Raw genomic sequence first — 20,889 nt, 5'->3', positions numbered from 1 at the left:
CGCCATCGCCGCACAGGGTGTTGGGCACGTAGCCGTAGTTGCAGGGGTAACGCATCGGGGTCGACAGGATGCGGTCCACGAAGATCGCGCCGCTGGCCTTGTCCACTTCGTACTTGACCGGCTCCGAATCCTTGGGGATTTCGATGACTACATTGATTTCTTCCGGCAGATTCTTGCCAGAGGTGACCAGTTCAAGGCCCATGCGGGTAGCTCCGAGACGTCAGCAGTGTGTGGAGCGCGATTCTACGCGTTCGGCTGTTGCGCTGCAGCGACACTGAATGGGCAGTCTTCTGAGGGGGCGATGCGGCATAGCCCGCATTCATCGCGAGTGGCTTCCCGATCGTTGCGAACGGGCCGGCGGCGCAGGCTGCAGGCTCATCCACCGCTCGGGAAATCGTCATGACCAGGCTCACGCGTTTGCTCGTCGTCTTGCTGCTGTCTCTCGCTGCACAGGTTGCCGCCGCGGCAACACCGTCGCCAACGTATGTCGATGCGGTGGACTGGCCGGCCAACGGCGAGGGCTGGGAGCCGTTCATCGACCTGGAGCAGCGGCTCGACCGGGATTTCGAAGACATCTGCGGCGACACCTTCTGCGGTGGCGAATTCAGCGACTACCAACCGCTACGCTTTCGCTGCTCGGTCCACCGCGTCACCGGCGTGGTGCGTAGCTGCATCTGGACCTTCGGTGCCAGCGAGGTCAGCGTCGACCCTGGCAGTGGCTACCTGCGTTCGAATAGCCGAGTCTGGCGTTGCACGGCGCCCTTGAAGGCCGGTACCCACCTGGACGAGCTGTATCGCACGTTGGCGGTGACCAATCCGCTGTTCGAACCGTTGCCGGGCGGCGCACCGCCGATTTACGACGGCTTGATCGGCTGCCTGTGACCGATGGTCGCGGGGCGCGCTTTTCGGGCGAGTCAGGGCTCTCCAGCCAGGGCCGCGTGTGCGGTGGCAGGTGAGTGGTGACACGACGGGCCATCGTCATGCGGGGCGGGCCTGTCTGAGCAGGCGCGGGCATGGACCCTGGCTCCGCCCTGGCGCTCCAAGCGTTGCCCTTGATCGCCATAGGGCTGCACAGGCCGCAGGCTCCGTGCCTGCGGCTTATGCAGCCGGTGACGTGGCGCCAGGTCTCGCAACCTCGGTTGCCACCTGCCTACAGCAGCGGCACCAGCAGCAAGGCCACGATATTGATGATCTTGATCAACGGGTTGATGGCCGGCCCTGCGGTGTCCTTGTAAGGGTCACCCACGGTGTCGCCGGTGATTGCCGCCTTGTGCGCCTCGCTGCCCTTGCCGCCGAAGTGACCATCCTCGATGTACTTCTTGGCATTGTCCCAGGCGCCGCCGCCGGTCGTCATCGAAATTGCCAGGAACAGGCCGGTGACAATCGTGCCGATCAGCAAACCGCCCAACGCGCGTGGTCCGAGCAGTAATCCGACCACGACCGGAACCACGACGGGCAACAGCGAAGGCACGATCATTTCGCGGATGGCCGAGCGGGTCAGCATGTCCACCGCACGGTCGTATTGCGGCCTGGCGGTGCCGGCCATGATGCCGGGGATCTCGCGGAACTGGCGGCGTACTTCTTCCACCACTGCACCTGCAGCGCGGCCGACTGCTTCCATCGCCATCGCACCGAACAGATACGGAATCAATCCACCGATCAGCAATCCGATGATCACCGTGTGGTCGGACAGGTCGAAGGCGAAGACCTGGCCGGGATTGGCGGCCTGCAGGTTGTGGGTGTAGTCGGCAAACAGCACCAGCGCTGCAAGTGCGGCCGAGCCGATCGCATAGCCCTTGGTGACCGCCTTGGTGGTGTTGCCCACCGCATCCAGCGGGTCGGTGATATCGCGCACTTCCGGCGGCAGCTCGGCCATCTCCGCGATGCCGCCGGCGTTGTCGGTGATCGGGCCATAGGCATCAAGCGCCACGATCATGCCGGCCATCGAGAGCATTGCGGTGGCGGCGATCGCAATGCCGTACAGGCCTCCAAAGTGGAACGCACCCCAGATGGCCGCGCACACCGCAATGACCGGCAGCGCGGTGGACTTCATCGAGATGCCGAGTCCGGCGATGATGTTGGTGCCATGGCCGGTGGTACTCGCCGCTGCAACGTGCTGCACCGGTGTGTATTGCGTGCCCGTGTAGTACTCGGTGATCCACACGATCAGCCCGGTAAGCACCAGGCCGATCAGCGCGCACGCATACAATGCGGCAGCGCCATGGAGGTTGTCGCGCATCAGCGACTGGGTGATCGGCCAGTAGGCCAGCGCAACCAGTACGCCGGACACGATCACGCCCTTGTAAAGCGCTCCCATGATCGAGCCACCGGCTTTGACCTTGACGAACGTTGCGCCCACGATCGAAGCGATGATCGACACGCCACCGAGCACCAGCGGATACAGCACGGCGTGCTGGCCGGTCTCGGCCAGCGTCAGGCTGCCGAGCAGCATGGTGGCGATCACGGTGACCGCATAGGTCTCGAACAGATCCGCGGCCATGCCGGCGCAGTCGCCCACGTTGTCGCCGACATTGTCCGCAATCACCGCCGGGTTGCGCGGGTCGTCCTCGGGAATGCCGGCTTCGACCTTGCCGACCAGGTCCGCGCCCACGTCCGCGCCCTTGGTGAAGATGCCGCCGCCCAGGCGTGCGAAGATCGAAATCAACGACGACCCGAAGGCCAGCCCGACCAATGCATGCAGGTTCTGCTCCAACGGCAGTCCCATGGCCTGCAGCACCGCGTAATAGCCGGCCACGCCGAGCAGGCCCAGCCCCACCACCAGCATCCCGGTGATCGCGCCGCCGCGGAACGCCACATCCATCGCCTTGCCGATCCCCTGCCGCGCGGCCTCGGCGGTGCGCACATTGGCACGCACCGAGACATTCATTCCGATGTAGCCGGCCAGCCCCGACAACACGGCACCCAGTGCGAACCCGATTGCGGTGTACCAGCTCAGAAAGAGTCCGACCAACACGAACAGCACACCACCGGCAATCGAGATGGTGAGGTACTGCCGGTTGAGATACGCGCGCGCACCTTCCTGGATCGCCGCGGCGATCTCCTGCATTCGCGTGTTGCCGCTCGGCTGGGCGACCACCCAGCGCGCCGACACGATTCCATAGACGATTGCCAAGACCGCACAACCCAGCGCGAGCAACAACCCGTAGTGTTCCAGCATGACCCCTCCCAAAGAATGGATGTCATCCGGTCGGGATGAACCAGAGGCGATGCACACGACGAGTGACAGCCAATACGGACTCGACGGCCGCAAGGGCCACAATGCGCGTCGCGATGTTCAGGTGGCCGGATCGCGATCGAGTATGCGCCGCGACTTGCAGACCTGCCACCCTCAGGGCTTTGGCGCGTGGTTCAGTTGTCACGTGACAGCCTGCGGCCAACGTGATCGAGCCGATCCAGGAGTCTCCATGTCGAACCCTACCGCGTCCAGGCATGCCCCGCTGCTTGCCACCCTGCTGCTGACCGGCAGCGCATTCGCTGCAGAGCCTGCGCCAGAATTGAAGGCGCGGGCACCCGGCACCGCGCAAGCGGTTGGCGCCGCGCACACCTTGCGTCAGATCCCGGAAGCCTGCGCGCGCCTGGAAGGTGTGTTCACCGGCAATGCCACGCAGCCGTACACCTTGTCTGTGGTGCGGAGCAGCCCCAACTGCCAGCCCCGCGCACGCTTCGTGGACTACGCCAAGGCCGCTCCCAGCGTCGCTTCGGGCTGGATCTACAATGACGTGATCCGCGTCCCCAGCGCCGCCTGCCCAAGCCAGCAGGCAGTGGTGCGCATCTGGCGCAAGCCGGTGGAGGCCAAGCCGCAACTCGACGGCCAGGGCCAATCGCGCATCTATCTGGAAGACGCCAAGCAGCAGGCCGCTGCAGGCAAGATGCCGCAGGTGCCGATGTTCGCCGCACAGCAAGTCATGGAAGGCAAGGCCTGCCAGTGAGGTAAAGCTGGTGTGTCTGCAGTGATACCGCCTCTCGCGTGCCCGTGGAGCAGGGGGACCGCTTTGTCAGACGACCGGTTTCTTGGCAGTAACGCCAACCCAATGCCCGGCTGATGCCTGCTGCCAGGCAGGGCCAGTGCTGGGCGAGGCGTTCGTCGACGATCATCGCGGGCAGGGGGGGCAAGTCGGACTGCGCAGGCTGGTCGGCAAGGCATCCAGCATCGACCTGGTCGCCGGCGGTGACCGTCTCAACGCACCACGCGGATGGATCACGCTGGGCATCAACGTGGGGATGGCGCCATAACGCCGCTCGCCGGATCGAGGCGCGAGGCACAGCTGGGTGGGCGTCTGTCGCTGCCGGCGTCCTGGCGCCGAGCTGCAATGCGAAAACATCGGCGCGCCGCTCGGCTGCCTGCTACTGGTCTAGCCTGAAGGCGTCCCTGAAAGGGAAAGGCCGATATCGACGGACCATCAAACTGCGTTACCGAAGCCAGCGTATGCCAGCGTCTGCCGGTCCTGGTGCCGACGCATCGGCGCCATGAGCACAGCCGCCTGCCTGAGCTCAGCCCTCCCACACCGGCAACTTCTTCGTCACCGCCACATTCTTCAGGCTGACGTATTTCGGCAACCCATCGCTACCGTAGGCCAGCGGGGCTTCGCCCTTGATCAACGGGGTGAAGTAGCGGCGCGCCTTCTCGGTGATGCCGAAGCCGTCTTTGCGCAGGAAGCTGGGCGGCATCTTCTTTTCGTGATTGGCCACCTTGTGCAGGGGGGCGGGCACGATCTTCCAGCGGTACGGGGCATCGCTGACGCGTTCGATCACCGGGATGACGGCATTCATGCCCTTGAGCGCGTACTGCACGGCGGCCTTGCCGACGGCTTGTGCCTGTTCCCAATCGGTCTTTGATGCCAGGTGGCGTGCAGAACGTTGCAGGTAGTCGGGCAGCGTCCAGTGCACCTTGTAGCCGAGTTCCTGTTTGACCTGCGCGGCCAGGAACGAGGCGACGCCGCCGAGTTGTGCGTGGCCGAACGAGTCGGCCGCGCCGCCTGCGTCGGCGACGAACTTGCCGTGCGCGTCCTGGATGCCTTCGCTGGCCACCACCACGCACCAGCCGACCTTGTCCACCACCTGCTTCACCTTGGCCAGGAAGGCGGCCTGATCAAAGGCGCGTTCGGGCAGCAGGATGATCTGCGGTGCGTCGTCGGGGCCTTGCCCGGCCAGGCCTGCCGCGGCGGCAAGCCAACCGGCGTGGCGGCCCATCGCTTCATAGATGAAGACCTTGGTGGAGGTGTCGGCCATGGCGGCGACATCCAGTGCGGCCTCGCGCACCGACACCGCGGTGTACTTGGCCGCCGAGCCGAAGCCGGGGCAGGTGTCGGTCACCGCCAGGTCGTTGTCGATGGTCTTGGGCACGCCGATGCAGTGCAGCGGGTAGCCGTAGGCCTTGGCGAGTTGCGAAACCTTCCAGGCGGTGTCGGCCGAGTCGTTGCCGCCGTTGTAGAGGAACCAGCGCACGTCGTGCGCGCGGAGCACCTCGAGCAGGCGCTCGTACTTGGCGCTGTCTTCTTCCAGCGACTTGAGCTTGTAACGGCAAGAGCCGAAGGCACCGCCCGGTGTCTGCGCCAGGGCGGCAATGGCTGCAGCGGATTCCTTGGAGGTGTCGATCAGTTCCTCGCGCAGCGCGCCCAGGATGCCGTTGCGGGCGGCCAGCACCTTGACCTTGCGCGCACGCGCCTCGGTGATCACGCCGGCGGCGGTGGCGTTGATGACAGCAGTGACGCCGCCGGATTGGGCATACAACAAGTTGCCAGTGGTCATAGGGGGACAGGCTCCTCACATGGAAACATGGCGCAGGGGACAGTGCCGGGACATTCCCCGGATGCGGTAAGCTGCACGACCATACGGTCAGCGCTGGCGAAGGCTCGAGTCTAACGCCGCCAACCGCAACGCGTTTTTATTCGAAAGTGGAGTCCACTGATGCGATTGGTTCTGTTGGGACCGCCCGGTTCGGGCAAGGGCACCCAGGCGACACGTCTCAAAGACACGTTTGACATCCCGCACATTTCCACCGGCGACCTGTTGCGCGCCGAAGTGGCCGCCGGCTCGCCGCTGGGTCTGAAGGCCAAGGAAGTGATGGCACGCGGCGACCTGGTCTCCGATGATATCCTGCTCGGCATGCTGGAGGCGCGCCTGGGCCAGGCCGATGTGGCCAAGGGTTTCATCCTGGACGGCTACCCGCGCAACGTGGCCCAGGCCAATGCGCTGGATGCATTGCTCAGCAAGATCGGTCAGCCGCTGGATGCGGTGGTACAGCTGGACGTGGCCAGCGAATTGCTTGTCGAGCGTATCGCCGGGCGTGCCAAGGCCGAAGGCCGCGAAGACGACAACCCGGAATCGGTGCGCAAGCGCCTGCAGGTCTATACCGATTCCACCGCGCCAGTAATCGGCTTCTATGAGCAGCGCGGCAAGCTGGCACGCGTGGATGGCGTGGGCTCGCTGGATGAAGTGCTGGAGCGCATCAGCAAGGCGCTCGGCCGCTGAGTCGACACGGACCGGGCGCAAGGCCCGGTCCTTTGCAGTCGCCACGCCTGCCGCGCTGCGATCGGCGCCCGCAATCGGTTCGCCCAAAAGAAAACCCCGGCCGTACAAGACGACCGGGGCAGAATAACGCCAGTAATGGGCTTGCTCAGAGCCCCGACAGCATGAGCTCCCTGGGGATTTGGCCTCTTGGGGAGTAGGACCAAAGGGCGCTGCGACTGGCGTTCAGCATAGTGATGGATGTGACGCAGTTCGCATATCGGGAAATTCCCGACAGTACGGTAGGGGTTTCCTGACGGCTGGACGTGGCGCGGACTGGAATGTCCCGCAACTCCGGCGATCGGCGACAATGTGCAGCATGACCAAACTCCATATCCTCGGCATCGCCGGGACTTTCATGGGCGGTGTGGCCGCCCTGGCACGTGAGCTGGGCTGGCAGGTGGAAGGTAGCGACCAGGCCATCTATCCGCCGATGTCCACCCAGCTGGAAACGCTTGGAATCGCGTTGGCCCAGGGCTACGCGCCGGCCAATATTTCCTCCGATGCCGCCGAGGTGGTGATCGGCAATGCCTTGTCGCGCGGCAACCCGGCGGTGGAGGCGGTGCTCGATGCCGGCCGGCGTTACAGCTCCGGCGCCCAATGGCTGGCCGAGCAGGTGTTGCCGGGCCGCGACACGCTGGCGGTCGCCGGCACCCATGGCAAGACCACCACCACCACCATCCTGAGCTACCTGCTGGAGGCGGCCGGGCGTGCGCCGGGCTTTCTGATCGGTGGGGTGGCCGAAGATTTCGGCGTGTCGGCACGGCTGGGCCAGGGGCGCGAATTCGTGGTGGAAGCCGACGAGTACGACACCGCGTTCTTCGACAAGCGCAGCAAGTTCGTGCACTACCGGCCGCTGGTGGCGATCCTCAACAACCTGGAATACGACCACGCCGATATCTTCCCGGACGTGGCGGCGATCCAGCGCCAGTTCCATCATCTGGTGCGCACGGTACCGGCGCGTGGCCGGCTGATCGTCAACGGCGAGGACGCGCGCCTGGTCGGGGTGTTGGCGATGGGCTGCTGGACGCCGGTGGAACGCTTCGGGTTCGACGCAGCGCTGGAGTGGAGTGCGCGCCTGATCGAGGCCGATGGCAGCGTGTTTGCGGTACTGCATCGCGGCGTGGAGATCGGCCAGGTGCGCTGGCCGCTGGTCGGCCGGCACAACGTACTCAACGGCCTGGCTGCCCTGGCGGCCGTGCACGCGGTGGGCGTGGATCCGGCGACGGTGATGCCGGCGCTGGCACGTTTTCAGAGTGTCAAGCGGCGGCTGGAAGTGCTGGGCCGGGCGCGCGACATCACTGTCTACGATGACTTCGCACATCATCCCACCGCCATTGCGACCACCTTGCAGGGACTGCGCGCGAAAGTGGGTGCGGCGCGCGTGCTGGTGGCGATGGAGCCGCGCAGCAACTCGATGCGGCTGGGCGCGCACGCGCAGGCGTTGGCGCCGTCGTTGCACGACGCCGATGCGGTGGTGTTCCTGCATCGGCCCGAGTTGCCCTGGGATGCGGCGCCGATCATCGCGCAGGTGCGTGGCGACGCACGCGTGGCGCACGATGTGGACGCATTGCTGCAGACACTCGGCCACATTGCGCAGCCGGGGGACCATGTGGTGTTCATGTCCAATGGCGGGTTCGATGGTGCGCCGCGTCGTTTTCTGGCGCAGTTGTCCTGATGGCACCGATCACCGCCAGTGCCGAAACCAGCGCCCTGCCGCTGTTTCCGCTGCACAACGTGTTGTTGCCCGGCGCTGCGATGGGACTGCGCGTGTTCGAACGCCGCTACCTGGATTTGGTGCGCGAATGCGGGCGCAACGGCACCAGTTTCGGTGTGTGCCTGATTCTGGACGGCAACGAAGTCGGGGCGCCGGCAACGCCGGCCGCATTTGGCACCGAAGTGCGCATCGAGGATTTCGATGTCGGCGCCGATGGAGTGCTGGTGTTGCGGCTGCGTGGCACGCGGCGCTTTCATGTACAGCGCTCGCGTATCCGCGACAACGGTCTGGTGGTGGGCGAGGTGAGCTGGTGCGAGCCCGACCCTGATGACGAATTGCGCCCCGAGCATGGCCTGTTGGCAACCGTGCTGGAGCGCATGCTCGAGCAGGTCGGTGGCGAATTCGCATCGGTGGGCCCGGGCCTGCTGGATCAGTCTGCGTGGGTGGGGTGGCGGCTGGCCGAGCTGTTGCCGTTGACCGAACAACAACGTCTATCGCTGCTGCAGCAGGACGATCCGCATCGGCGCCTGGACCAGTTGCTGGACTGGATGCCGTAAGCGAGCCATGCGCCTGCGCGCGTGCCTCCCTCACCGCGCTTGCACCGCTGCAACGGCACACTCGCTGCGCTTGAGTGCGCTAGCGATGGCATCCACGCACCGGATGCGCGTCATCACGGCACGCGCTATCGATCCACGGAGTGAGCCTTGATCATCGATGTCAAACCGCGTGTGGCGGATGTGTTCAACCAGGTCTGGCGGACCCTGGCCGTCTTGTTCGTCTGGGACGTATTGATCACGATCATCTATTACGTGCTGCCATTCCGGGCGCCCGCCTTGCCGTTGACCATCTTCGGTTCGGCGTTGGCGTTGTTCCTGGGCTTTCGCGCCAATTCCACCTATCAACGCTGGTGGGAAGGGCGGGTGCTGTGGGGTCAGATGATCAACGCATCGCGCAACCTGGTGCGTCTGAGTGTGAGCATCCTGTCCGCGCCGGAAGCTGCAGCGCTGGGGCGCACGATTGCACTGCGACAGATCGCCTATGTCAACGCATTGCGCTGCCAGCTGCGTCGCCTGCCGGTTGCGATGGCCCTGGAGTCGCGCCTGGACGCCGATGAAGTGGCCGCGGTAGTCACGCGTACCAACGTGGCCAACGGTCTGCTCGATACCACCGGACGCAGTGTGGAGCAGGCGCGACGTGATGGCTGGATCGACAGCATCCAGCAGGCCAGCGTGGAGCGCATCCTGGTGGACATCGCCAATGCGCAGGGCGGAATGGAACGCCTGAAAAATACGCCGCTGCCGTATCAATATCGCTTCTATCCCAACCTGTTTACGCGGCTGTTCTGCGTGCTGCTGCCGATCGGTCTGGTGGAGACGTTGCAGTACGCCACACCGGTGGGATCGACAGTGGCCGGGCTGATGTTCCTGGCCGTTCTCAAGATCGGCGACGAGCTGGTCGACCCATTTGCCAACACCATCCACGATCTGCCGCTGGACACCATGTGCCGCACGGTTGAAATCGATGCGCTGCAGGCCATCGGCGAGCCGGCGCCGGAGCCGATGCAGCCGGTGGATGGCGTGTTGTGGTGAGTGTTCGCGCTTGCCCAACGGGATCATCCAAACGGCGCTGAGGTGCATTGGCCTGGTGGCCTCAAGAGGTGGTTTGACGGTGCGGTACGGTTGTAGCGCGCCGGATCTGTTGCTTGGCTGCAGGGTCAGTCGAAATGGTGGCTCTGGATGGATCTCAACCAGCGATTAGCAAGCTGGCGATGCGGCGTATTTGCTCTTCAACAAAACTGGCAGCCAACTGTCTGGTGCGGTGAGTGCGCCGTGCTCTCGACCGAACGTGAAGGTCGCCAAGCGCTCGCGATACGCACGATGCAGGCGTTGCTACCTGATTGCTTGATCCGAGCAGCAAAAGCGAAGAGCGGATTGTCTGCGCCGTTGCTGCAGGGCCCTCGCCCGCCCACCATCGCAGGACACGCCGCAAGTACATCCCTGTAGGCTCCGTGGCGGCATCCATGCCGCCAAGGGTCCCGCGACGGTGGGCGGGCAAGGACCAGTGGAGATGGTCGGTGTGCATGGATTTCAACAGCGACTAGCGAGCTGGGACGCGGTGTCTTTGCTTTTCAACAAAGCTTTTCAACAAAACCACCGGCCAACTGTCTGGCGTGGTGTCCTCGCCGATTGCGGGACCGTGTGGCGGCATGGATGCCGCCACCGAGCCTACAGGGACGTACTTGCGGCGTGTCCCGCGAGCGGTGAGGGCGCCGCGCCCTCGACCAGGCTTGAAGAGAACCAAGCAATCACGATACGAAAGATGCAGTCGTCGCTACCTGATTGCTCAATACCCGCAGCAAAGGCGCAGAGCGGATGATCTGCGCCTTTGCTGCAGGGCCTTGCCCGCCCACCATCGCAGGACACGCTGCAAGTACATCCCTGTGGGCTCCGTGGCGGCATCCATGCCGCCAAGGTCCCGCGACGGTGGGCGGGCAAGGACCCGTCGAGTTGGTCGGTCTGCATGGATTTCAACAGCGACTAGCAAGCTGCGACGCGGTGTCTTTGCTATTCCGCAGCCTTTCACCCTGAAAGTCCAGCTGCACCTGGGCGACGCCAGGACGTGACCGCCACCTAGACAGCCTTCAAGAGGTAGTGCTGCCAGGTCTTTTCAAGCGGGCTGCGCGAATGCAGGCCGCTAGCGATTGCTGCCCGATCGATCACCGCGCTGTGGCGGTCCTGCTGTTGCCGGCCTGGACGTAGTGATTTCGGTTTGCGGTGCAGGTTTGTCCCTGTCCTCGCCACGTACCGCATTGCCCAAGGTGCTGTCTATCAGGATCACCGGGGCCTTGGAGCGTCGACGCTGTTCGACGCGATGCGGCAGCGGGCTCAGTGCATCGCGCAACGCGCTCAGCGCCGGGTCCACGCCACGCAGCGGATACCACAGGCCGATCAGGCTGAAGTGGCGGCTGTAGCGCAAGGTCTGCGTGCTGCCGACCCATAGCGGTTGTGCGCCGGGCTGCAGGCGCGCGGCCGCGGGCCACAGGCGCAGCACATGCACGTGCCCGGGCGCCGCGTGGCGCACCATCAGCAAGGCTTCGACCTGGGTATCGAGCGTGGCCGGCAGGATCGGCACTTCGTCCGGGCGACCGCTGGCATCGAGCAGATGCAGCGCCTGTTCCCAGCCCGCCTGCGGTTGGGCCCGCCAGCCGCGCGATTCCAGCTGGCGCTGCAGCGGTGCGAGCGGCCCGGCGACTTGCACGTCCAGCGGCCAACGCTGGTCGTCGTCGAACTCGTTGCGCCGCGCCGGCAGCAGGCGCCATTGGCCGTTCCACCAATCGCTGGCGGGCAGATCCATCAGCAACGGCGGCGGCGGTTCGAACTTGGCCAGCTTGGTCTCGAGATTGCGCGGCGCAAAGAAGATCGCGCAGCTCACGAACACGCCGTAGAAGATCCACGACACCGGCTTGACCCAGAACGCGCGCGTGGCGCGGCGGCGGTAGGCGATACCGAGCACCAGCAGCCAGAAGATACCGAACAACATGCCGCCGACCACGTCGCTGAGCCAGTGCGCGCCCAGGTACAGGCGCGCAAAGCCGATCAGCGAAACGATGGCGCCGCTGACCAGGTACGGCCATACCCGACGACGCCCGGGCAGCTCGCGCGCAATCAGCAGCGCGAAGAAGCCGAAACCAATGGTGGCCATGGTCACCGCTACCGACGGAAACCCGAAGCCGCTGCTCGCTGCCGGCGGGCGCACCACCTGCACGGTGGCGCCCAGCAGCTGGGTTAGTGCCAGACCGAAGGCCAGCGCGATCACCCAGTGCGTCACGGCCATCCAGCGCTGGCGCCAGGCCAGATAGCCCATGGCCGCGACAATCGCCGGCAGCAGCACCTGCCAGTCGCCCAGCGAGGCCAGCGCCACCATCGGGTAGTCGGCCAGCGGGTTGCGTAGGGCCAGCATCAGGTCGTGCACGGCCAGGTCCACGCGCAGCGGTTCGCCATGCGCCAGCACCACCATCAGCAACACGAACCAGCCCCAGCCCAGCAGCAACAGCATCAGCGCCATCATCGCCAGCGGCACCGACTCGCGACGGCGCGGGTCGAACACGCTGACCGACCAGTTGCCCAGCACCGGGTGCCGGTGCGACCAGTCCAGCAGGCGTGCCAGCAAGGCATCCAGATGGCCTGCCGACCAGCGATACGAATACAACACCACCGCCCAGGCCAGGCCGATGACCGCGGCCAGCAATGTGACGACCACGAACAGGCGCCCGGCCACGGCCGCCACCGCGTCGTAGGCGGTTCCCAGCACCCAGCCCGGGACCAGAAACAGCAAGGCCCACGACACGCAGGCAAGGCCGCTGGCAATCAGATAGCGCTTGAACGGCATGTGCGACATGCCCGCAATGGCCGGCACGAACGGCCGCACCGCACCGACATAGCGGGCGATCAGGATGCTCTTGAAGGCGTTGCGCCGGAACAGCAACTCGCCGCGTTCCAGCAATTGCGGATAGCGGCGAAACGGCCAATAGGTATGCAGCTGGTGGCCCCAGCGATGGCCGACCCAGAAGCTCAACGCATCGCCGACGAACGCGCCCAGCGTGGCGCAGACCACCGCATACGGTCCGTTGATCTGGCCGAGCCCGATCAGCACGCCGATGGCGAACAGCAGGGGCAGCGCGGGCACGATGGCACCGAGCACGATCACCGCATCACAGAATGCGATGGCAAAGATCACCACGCCAGCCAAGGTGGGGTGGTGTCCGATCCACTCCAGCGTGGCGTCGATCCATGAGTTCATCCCCGAATTATAGGTGGGCACGGACATGGCTGACTTGCGCGGTGCTCACATCCGGCTGTCCTCTTCACCTGAGGTTGCATCCAGGCCAGCGCCTGCCGGTGCCACCTGCAGGCACGCCCGGGGCGGTATGGCGATGCACGGCGCCCGCCTACAATGGGGGATGAGTGACGACCGCGCCGGCAATCTGCCACTGAAGTCCGATACGTTTGGACGCATCCTGTTGATCCGCGACGCCGGCCGGGTGTTCGTGCGGCGCGACCTGAGCGTGGCGCCGTGGCTGTTGCGTGGTGTGGCCTGGTGGCTGGCGCGTCGCGAAGCGCTGGCCTTGCGCCAGCTGGACGGCCTGCCGCGCACGCCACGGTTGCTGCGCTGGGACGGGCGTCATCTGGACCGCAGCTATCTGACGGGCGATGCCATGTACCAGCGTCCGCCGCGTGGCGACCTGGCCTATTTCCGCAGTGCGCGCCGGTTGCTGCAGCAATTGCATCGGCGTGGCGTTGCCCACAACGATCTGGCCAAGGAAGCCAACTGGCTGGTACAGGACGACGGCAGCCCGGCGGTGATCGATTTCCAGCTGGCCGTGCGCGGCAACCCGCGCGCGCGCTGGATGCGCCTGCTTGCACGCGAGGATCTGCGCCATCTGCTCAAGCACAAGCGCATGTACTGCCCGGCCTCGATCACGCCGGTGGAACGTCGCGTGCTCAAGCGTACCTCCTGGGTGCGTGAGCTGTGGTTCGCCACCGGCAAGCCGGTCTACCGCTTCGTGACCCGTCGCGTGTTGCACTGGGAAGACAACGAGGGGCAGGGGCCGAAGCCCTGAGGGGCGGGGATTGGTTGTTCGGGATTGGGGATTCGTAAAGGCGGATGGTGCAGGGCTGGTGGCTGGTCGGTTGAATCCAGCAGCGGCACATGACGCGTTCCGATTCGGCGCCGGTCACCGGCTGTAAGCTCTGACGAATCCCTAATCCCGATTCCCCAATCCCATGACCTTAAAAGGCAAAACCCTCTTCATCACCGGCGCCTCGCGCGGGATTGGCTTGGCGATTGCGCTGCGCGCGGCGCGCGATGGGGCCAATGTGGCGATCGCGGCCAAATCGGCGGTGGCCAATCCCAAATTGCCCGGCACCATCCATAGTGCGGCCGCTGCGGTGACCGCGGCCGGTGGGCAGGCGCTTGCGCTCAAATGCGATATCCGCGACGACGCGCAGGTGCAGGCCGCCGTGGCTGCAACCGTGGAGACGTTTGGCGGGATCGACATCCTGGTCAACAACGCCAGCGCGATCTGGTTGCGCGGCGTCCTGGAGACGCCGATGAAGCGCTTCGACCTGATGCAGCAGGTCAATGCGCGGGGCAGTTTTGTGTGCGCGCAAGCCTGCCTGCCGCATCTGTTGCGGTCATCCAATCCGCACATCCTCACCCTCGCGCCGCCACCTTCATTGAATCCGGCATGGTGGGGTGCACATACCGGCTACACATTGGCGAAGATGGGCATGAGCCTGGTCACGCTGGGGCTGGCCGCCGAGTTCGGCCCGCAAGGCGTGGCGGTCAATGCGTTGTGGCCGCGCACGGTGATCGCCACCGATGCGATCAACATGCTGCCCGGCGTGGACGCCGCTGCCTGCCGTCGCCCGGAGATCGTGGCCGATGCGGCGCATGCGGTGCTGACGCGCGAGGCGGCCGGATTCCATGGTCAGTTCCTGATCGACGACGACGTCCTGGCCCAGGCCGGCATCACCGACCTGCGCAGTTACGCGGTCGACCCGTCGCATGCGTTGTTGCCGGACCTATTTCTGGATTGAGCGTGGTGCACGCGCTTACGCGAGCCTGGTTCGCCTGCAGGATCGCGTAGTGCTGACGCGCGTCGCGGCACCGCGGCTGCCGATTTGCGCGCGGTGCCTGGCTGTGCAGTCGCTTCAGCCGTTCGCGAGCGCCGGCAGCGGCTCGGAGCATTGCCGGCAATAGCGTGCGTCGGCCGCGTGGCCTTCCAGCCCGCAGCGGGCGCAGTTGCGCGTATCGCGCTTGCCGGTGTGGCTACCGTCGCGCAGCGTGCTGGCCAGTTCGGCGGTGTAGATGCCAGTGGGCACGGCAATGATGCTGTAGCCGATCAGGATCAGCGCCGAGGTGACGAAACGGCCTAGCGTGGTCTGCGGCACCAGGTCGCCAAAGCCCACCGTGGCCATGGTGACGATGGCCCAGTACATGCTGGTGGGGATGCTGGTGAAGCCGTGCTGCGGGCCTTCGATGACATACATCGTGGCGCCGGCGATCACGGTGATGGTGAGCACGCTGAACAGGAAGACCAGCACCTTGCGGCGGCTGCGCCATAGCGCGTCCACCAATTGTCCGCTTTCCTGGATGTAGCGGGTGAGCTTGAGGATGCGGAACAGCCGCAGGATGCGCAGCACGCGCACCACCAGCAGCGTCTGTGCGCCGGGCACGAAGAACGACAGATAGCTGGGCAGGATCGAGAGCAGGTCGATCACGCCCCAGATGCTGAGCGCGTAATGCAGCGGGCGCCGCACCACCGACAGCCGCAGCGCGTATTCGACGGTGAACAGCACCGTGAACGCCCATTCCAGCGGGACCAGCCAGTGCGCCGAGTGCGCATGGATGCGCGGCACGCTGTCGATCATGATCACCACCACGCTGGCCAGGATGGCCGCGACCAGCAACAGGTCGAAATTGCGCGAGGGGCGTGTGTCGTGCCGGTAGATGATGTCGAACCATTGCCGGCGCCAGCCGTCGTCGGTGGCGGGGGTGAGCTGAGGATCGGAGAAGGGGCGCATGCGCGCATTGTGCCGCAGCCGCGCGAATGCGCGAGAATGCCGGTCTCCCTTCCGCGTCTGTGACCCACCATCATGAGCACCGCTGCCGATTCGCCCCTGTCCCTCGCGCACTACTACCTGCCGGTGTATCGCCCGCGTCAGGTAGTGCTGGAGCGTGGTCAGGGTAGTCGCGTGTGGGACGATGCGGGGCGCGAGTACCTGGACCTGTCCTCGGGCATTGCGGTCAGCGGGCTGGGCCATAACGATCCGGACCTGGTAGCGGCGCTCACCGAGCAGGCCGGCAAGCTGTGGCACACCAGCAACATCTTCTATAGCGCGCCGCCGCTACGTCTGGCCGAAGAACTGGTCACCGCCTCGCGCTTTGCTGAAAACGTGTTCCTGTGCAATTCCGGCACCGAGGCCAACGAGGCGGCGATCAAGCTGGTGCGCAAGTGGGCCAGCAGCCAGGGGCGCCCGGCCGACAGGCGCGTCATCGTGACCTTCCGCGGCAGCTTCCATGGCCGCACGCTGGCCTCGGTGACGGCCACCGCGCAGCCCAAGTACCAGGAAGGCTATGAGCCGCTGCCGGGTGGATTCCGCTATGTGGATTTCAACGACGTGGCGGCGCTGGAAACGGCGATGGCCTCGGGCGATGTGGCAGCGGTGATGGTGGAGCCGATCCAGGGCGAGGGCGGGGTGATGCCGGCCGCGCCGGGCTTCCTGGCCCGTGCGCGCGCGCTGTGCGATCAGCACGACGCCTTGCTGGTGCTGGACGAGATTCAATGCGGCATGGGCCGCACCGGCACGCTGTTTGCGCATTGGCAGGAGCAGGTGACGCCGGACATCGTGACGCTGGCCAAGGCGCTGGGCGGCGGTTTTCCGATCGGTGCGATGCTGGCTGGCCCCAAGGCGGCGCAGACCATGCAGTTCGGCGCGCACGGCACCACCTTCGGCGGCAATCCGCTGGCCGCGGCGGTAGCGCGGGTGGCATTGCGTAAACTGGCCTCGCCGGAGATTGCGGCTAACGTGGAGCGCCAATCGGCAGCGTTGCGCGCAGGGCTGGAGGCATTGAATGCCGAGTTCGATCTGTTTGCGCAGATCCGCGGACGCGGCCTGATGCTGGGCGCGGTGCTGGCACCGGCGCATGCCGGTCAGGCGGGGGCAATCCTGGATCTGGCCGCCAAGCACGGCTTGCTGGTGCTGCAGGCCGGCCCCGATGTGCTGCGCTTTGTGCCGGCACTCAATCTGACCGATGCCGAGCTGGCTGAGGGTTTGGCGCGTTTGCGGCTGGCGATTGCCGAGCATGTCGCACAGTCGTGATGGATGCGTGCGTCCTGCGAAGTGCAGGATGATGGGGCTTGGCTTGGGGTGAGCGTGCGCAGTCTGGCGGGCGTGATTGCGTGGTCTGTCGCTCGTTTGATGTTGAGGTTCTGGCGTAATTCGGGGGCTCAGCTCGTTGCTGTAAGTTGGGTGTCGTCCGTCGTACCCTCACCCCAACCCCTCTCCCGAGGGGAGAGGGGCTGAAGGCATCGCGGTGTTGTCTGGTGGCGCGCGCTGCGTTGTCGGAGCTGCATGCAGTACCGCTCTTGGCTGCGGTCTGCGACGCTCCCGATTCCCTATTCCCGATTCCCAACACTTATTCCAAGCCGTGCCGCTTCAATACCCGCCGTAAGGCGCGGGCGTCGCGCACGGTGTCGGCGTGCAGGCCGGCCGCGCGTGCGCCGCGCACGTTGACGAACAAGTCGTCGACAAACAGCGTGCGCTCGGCGCGTTCGCCGAGCTGCGCAAGCGCACGCTGATACACCTGTACATCTGGTTTGCGGCCGCCGAGTGCGCCGCTGCATAGCACGCGGCCCTGCAACAGCGGGAACAGTGGCGGCACGATCCGCTCGATCGCGTCCATCATCAGCGGGCCGTTGTTGGTGAGCACCGCCACCGCCGTGGTCGCCGGCACCGCCAGCACCTGTGCCACGACCGATGGGTCGGCGCGGCAGGCGGCGACGCGGGCCGCGAGCCAGGTGGCGCGATCGATCGTGTGCCCGAGCCCCTGGCTCAACTGCGCCAGATACGCCTGCGTGTCGATCGTGCCGGCATCGTAGGCGCGCTCCAGGCCCTGCACGAACAGCACCTCGTGCACCCGCTGCGGTGTGCAGCCCGCCGCCGCCGCCAGCGCGGCCATGCGCCGTGGCCGCGCGTAGTGCGCAAGCACGCCATCGAAATCGAGCAACAGCAGCGACGGTGGTGCGGGCGGCATCGGTGTGCTCATGCGGTGGCTGCGCAGCGTTGTCGATCTGTCGCGGCATGGCAAGCGCGCAAGACCTGTGATGCCCGAAACCGCCCAGGTAGGTCGCCGAGAGACCTATTCAGAGTTTTGAATTCGGTAGGAACCTACCCGCCTGCGCCGACCCTACCCTCCGCACCGCGGTTGCGGCGGAACTGTGCTGGTTATGGTCGATGCATGCCGCATTTGCGGTGTCAGCCGGTCTCGGGGGAGCGCCCGGTCACTCAGCACGCTACACGTCTCCAGGGGTTTGATTGCATGCGAAAGTGCCTGAATACCGATCACCTGGCGGCCTCGGTCGCCGCCATCCTCAGCACCACCCGCTCGCGCCACACGCTCGCGTCGATGACCCTGTTGCTGGCCGGCGCACACAGCCTGCCAGCCGCCGCCCAGGATGCGCGCACGCTGGACGCGGTCAGCGTGGTGGGCACCGGCTCGACGCGGACCACCGCATCGATTTCGGTTGCCGAGATCCAGGCGCAGGTGCCGGGCGTGGCACCGCAGCAACTGCTGGCCAGCTTGCCCGGCGTGAATGTGCAGACCACCGACCCGTTCGGGCTATACGAGTTCGGCGATTCGATGACCATTCGCGGGTTTTCGGCCAACCAGATCGGCGTGACGCTCGACGGTATTCCGATCGAAACCTTCGACACCCGCGAAGGCGGGCCGATCACCCGTTACGTGTCCAGCGAGAACCTGCTCGATGTCACGGTGTCGGCCGGCTCGGGCGATGTCACCCAGCCGTCGTATCACGCACTCGGTGGTGCGATCCGCTACACCAGCCTGCCGCCGAAGGGCGGCGACAGCTGGAGCGGCAATCTCACCCAGACCATTGGTTCGGACGACCTGGTGCGCAGCTTCATGCGCCTGGACACGCCGCAGTGGTGGGACGGCGGCCCGACTGCGTATGTCTCTGCCTCGCGCACCCAGGGCGGGGTGTGGGACATGGAGCCGGCCACGCAGAAAAGCGATCACTTCGAAGCCAAGATCCGCCAGGCCTGGGACGCGGGCAGCCTGACGCTCGGCTGGATCTACAACAACCGCAAGGACTACGACGTGCAGTCGTACAACTCCGACGGGTCGGTGGCGTGGGACCTGCACGAGCGCATCACCGGCAACCCGGAAGTAGACGCCGAGCATTACAGCGAATGGCAGAACGGCCGGCGCGATTCGCTGCTCAGCCTGCATGGCGATTTCATGTTCAACGACGCCATCGGCGCCACGTTCACCGGCTACTACGAAAACAAGCATGGCTACGGCGTCGGCGGTACGCCGCCCAGCACCGCCACCGGCCTGTACAACGATGCGATCGCCGGCACGTCGGGGCGCACCGATATCGCCATCAACGACCCGCAGATCGTCGATGCCAACGGCAATGTCACCCGCGTCGGCGCCATGACACGTCGCGAAGAGATCATGGGCGGCGACCGTTACGGCATCACCGGTGCGGTGGCGTGGGAGACCGAGCACAACAAGCTCGAAGTCGGTGCGTGGTACGAAAACTACGATTTCGATCAGGTGCGCCCGCTCTATAACCTCGACCCGGCGACCGGTGCCTTGCTCAAGGGCTCGCGACCGGTCGTCATCTACTACGACAACCACTTCTCCACCGAAGTGAAACAGCTCTACATCAAGGACACGCTGCGCCTGCTCGATGACCGGCTCACCATGGAGTTCGGCGCCAAGGGTCTGGATGTCAAACGCGACTACAACGGCATCGCCAACCTGGACGATTTCAATATCGGTGTGCGGCGCAATGTGACCATCAAGAACAGCGACTGGTTTCAGCCGCAGGTGGGTGCAAGTTTCCAGCTGGCCGATGGTGTGCAGGTGTTTGCCAACTACGCCGAAAACTTCAGCTCGGCGCCGCGCCTGGCGCTGACCTCCGGCGCGTTCAATCCGGACATCGCCCCGGAGGAGTCCACCAATATCGATATCGGCATCCGCGCCGAATCCACGCAATGGAGCGGCTATCTGGCCGCCTACAAGATCGACTACGAAAACCGCATCATCGCGCTGACCGATCCGGACCCGCTGGTGGTGGCTCCCACGGTATACGCCAATGTCGGCGACGTGCAGACCTATGGCGCGGAACTGTCGGGCATGTGGAAGCCGGCGCCAGGCTGGCGGTTGGGTGCATCGTTGACCTGGAACAGGTCCGAATTCCAGGACAACTATTTCGGCCCGGTCAGTGGCAATCTGGTACAGGTCAAGGGCAACGATGTGCCCGACGCACCGAAGGTGATGTTCAGCGTCAACGGCGGTTGGGAAGGCGAGCACTTCTTCGCCAACCTCGATACCAAATACACCGGCAAGCGCTACGGCGACACGCTCAACACCGATCAGGTGGATGCCACCTTCATCGTCAACGGCAGCGTGGGCTACCAGGGCGGCGACGCGGGATTCCTGGCAGGCGGCAGGTTGCAGTTGTCGGTCTACAACCTGTTCGACAAGGACGATGCGATCGGTGCGGTGTTTCCCAACGAAAGCTCCGGCTCGTATCAGCTGATCGCGCCACGCCAGTTGTTCGCCAGCCTGTCCTACCGGTTTTGAAACACAGCCGCGACCGGCCGTGCGGCCGGTCGCGTGCGTTTGTCCATGACATGCAGGGGAATGCAGTGACGCAAGGCAATTACTCAGGAGCGATGACGCGGCGGCAATTGCTGGCGCGCATCGGCATGACCGCCGGCGGCGCGATGATGTATCAGGCGATGAGCAGCCTGGGCATGGCGGCCGAATCCAATTTCAAGGGGCCATTGCAGCTGGATGGCGACCCCAAGGGCGCATCGGTCCTGATC

At 65.4% G+C, this 20,889-nt stretch carries 16 protein-coding genes and 1 pseudogene; 11 read left to right on the top strand and 6 right to left on the bottom strand.

What is annotated here, in order from left to right; translation table 11 throughout:
* On the bottom strand, window positions 1-202 hold a 202-nt coding region (locus OZ10_RS17180), incomplete at its 3' end, for an inorganic diphosphatase (RefSeq protein ID WP_039566144.1).
* Between the two features lie 197 nt (window positions 203-399).
* On the opposite strand from OZ10_RS17180, the gene OZ10_RS17175 reads away from it, so the two are divergent.
* Window positions 400-882 carry a hypothetical protein gene (locus OZ10_RS17175; RefSeq protein ID WP_039566142.1) on the top strand — a complete coding sequence of 161 codons (483 nt, stop codon included), beginning with the start codon at window positions 400-402 and terminating at the stop codon, window positions 880-882.
* 268 nt (window positions 883-1,150) lie between these two features.
* On the opposite strand, the gene OZ10_RS17170 is transcribed toward OZ10_RS17175, so the two are convergent.
* Window positions 1,151-3,178: a sodium-translocating pyrophosphatase gene (locus tag OZ10_RS17170; protein WP_039566140.1), complete on the bottom strand. Its 2,028-nt coding sequence runs from the start codon at window positions 3,176-3,178 to the stop codon at window positions 1,151-1,153.
* Between the two features lie 247 nt (window positions 3,179-3,425).
* Between OZ10_RS17170 and OZ10_RS17165 the strand changes: the two genes are divergently transcribed.
* Window positions 3,426-3,950 carry a hypothetical protein gene (locus OZ10_RS17165; RefSeq protein ID WP_039407307.1) on the top strand — a complete coding sequence of 175 codons (525 nt, stop codon included), beginning with the start codon at window positions 3,426-3,428 and terminating at the stop codon, window positions 3,948-3,950.
* Window positions 3,951-4,512: 562 nt separating this feature from the next.
* On the opposite strand, the gene OZ10_RS17160 is transcribed toward OZ10_RS17165, so the two are convergent.
* Entirely contained in the window at window positions 4,513-5,769 is a 1,257-nt protein-coding gene (locus OZ10_RS17160; RefSeq protein WP_039566137.1) for a 6-phosphofructokinase, read from the bottom strand.
* A 159-nt stretch (window positions 5,770-5,928) separates the two neighbouring features.
* Between OZ10_RS17160 and OZ10_RS17155 the strand changes: the two genes are divergently transcribed.
* From OZ10_RS17155 to OZ10_RS17140, 4 genes are all read left to right on the top strand, one after another.
* Window positions 5,929-6,492 carry an adenylate kinase gene (locus OZ10_RS17155; RefSeq protein ID WP_039407312.1) on the top strand — a complete coding sequence of 188 codons (564 nt, stop codon included), beginning with the start codon at window positions 5,929-5,931 and terminating at the stop codon, window positions 6,490-6,492.
* Window positions 6,493-6,838: 346 nt separating this feature from the next.
* Window positions 6,839-8,206, top strand: coding sequence for a UDP-N-acetylmuramate:L-alanyl-gamma-D-glutamyl-meso-diaminopimelate ligase (gene mpl / locus OZ10_RS17150; RefSeq protein ID WP_202903033.1), 1,368 nt, complete (start codon window positions 6,839-6,841; stop codon window positions 8,204-8,206).
* A complete protein-coding gene (locus OZ10_RS17145) occupies window positions 8,206-8,802 on the top strand; it encodes an LON peptidase substrate-binding domain-containing protein (protein WP_039566134.1) in 597 nt (198 codons plus the stop codon). The genes mpl and OZ10_RS17145 overlap by 1 nt, the downstream gene beginning before the upstream one ends.
* Before the next feature lie 147 nt (window positions 8,803-8,949).
* Window positions 8,950-9,834: a bestrophin family protein gene (locus OZ10_RS17140; RefSeq protein ID WP_039566133.1), complete on the top strand. Its 885-nt coding sequence runs from the start codon at window positions 8,950-8,952 to the stop codon at window positions 9,832-9,834.
* Window positions 9,835-10,939: 1,105 nt separating this feature from the next.
* Here the strand turns inward: OZ10_RS17140 and OZ10_RS17135 are convergent.
* Window positions 10,940-13,045, bottom strand: a complete 2,106-nt coding sequence (locus tag OZ10_RS17135; RefSeq protein WP_039411824.1) for a bifunctional DedA family/phosphatase PAP2 family protein — start codon at window positions 13,043-13,045, stop codon at window positions 10,940-10,942.
* A 160-nt stretch (window positions 13,046-13,205) separates the two neighbouring features.
* Here OZ10_RS17135 and OZ10_RS17130 point away from each other — a divergent pair, with 160 nt between their 5' ends.
* Window positions 13,206-13,865: a serine/threonine-protein kinase gene (locus tag OZ10_RS17130; protein WP_039566131.1), complete on the top strand. Its 660-nt coding sequence runs from the start codon at window positions 13,206-13,208 to the stop codon at window positions 13,863-13,865.
* 163 nt (window positions 13,866-14,028) lie between these two features.
* Window positions 14,029-14,844, top strand: a complete 816-nt coding sequence (locus OZ10_RS17125; protein ID WP_039411818.1) for an SDR family oxidoreductase — start codon at window positions 14,029-14,031, stop codon at window positions 14,842-14,844.
* Between the two features lie 114 nt (window positions 14,845-14,958).
* Here the strand turns inward: OZ10_RS17125 and OZ10_RS17120 are convergent, their stop codons facing one another.
* Entirely contained in the window at window positions 14,959-15,831 is an 873-nt protein-coding gene (locus OZ10_RS17120) for an ion transporter (RefSeq protein ID WP_039411814.1), read from the bottom strand.
* A 72-nt stretch (window positions 15,832-15,903) separates the two neighbouring features.
* Between OZ10_RS17120 and OZ10_RS17115 the strand changes: the two genes are divergently transcribed.
* Window positions 15,904-17,130 (top strand): acetylornithine transaminase, encoded by a 1,227-nt coding sequence (locus tag OZ10_RS17115; RefSeq protein WP_039411811.1) that lies wholly within the window; start codon window positions 15,904-15,906, stop codon window positions 17,128-17,130.
* Window positions 17,131-17,446: 316 nt separating this feature from the next.
* Here OZ10_RS17115 and OZ10_RS17110 read toward each other — a convergent pair whose 3' ends face one another.
* The gene (locus OZ10_RS17110; RefSeq protein WP_039411808.1) at window positions 17,447-18,064 is read right to left on the bottom strand and encodes an HAD-IA family hydrolase; all 618 of its coding nucleotides are present in this window, start codon (window positions 18,062-18,064) and stop codon (window positions 17,447-17,449) included.
* 297 nt (window positions 18,065-18,361) lie between these two features.
* Here OZ10_RS17110 and OZ10_RS17105 point away from each other — a divergent pair, with 297 nt between their 5' ends.
* A complete protein-coding gene (locus OZ10_RS17105) occupies window positions 18,362-20,644 on the top strand; it encodes a TonB-dependent receptor (protein WP_202903034.1) in 2,283 nt (760 codons plus the stop codon).
* Window positions 20,645-20,709: 65 nt separating this feature from the next.
* Window positions 20,710-20,889: pseudogene (locus OZ10_RS22330) on the top strand (flavin monoamine oxidase); the annotation flags it as partial.

This window comes from Xanthomonas cannabis pv. cannabis (assembly GCF_000802365.1).
Taxonomy (GTDB): domain Bacteria; phylum Pseudomonadota; class Gammaproteobacteria; order Xanthomonadales; family Xanthomonadaceae; genus Xanthomonas; species Xanthomonas cannabis.
Note: the sequence above shows the minus strand (reverse complement) of the source record. Positions and strands in the feature narration are given on the sequence as shown.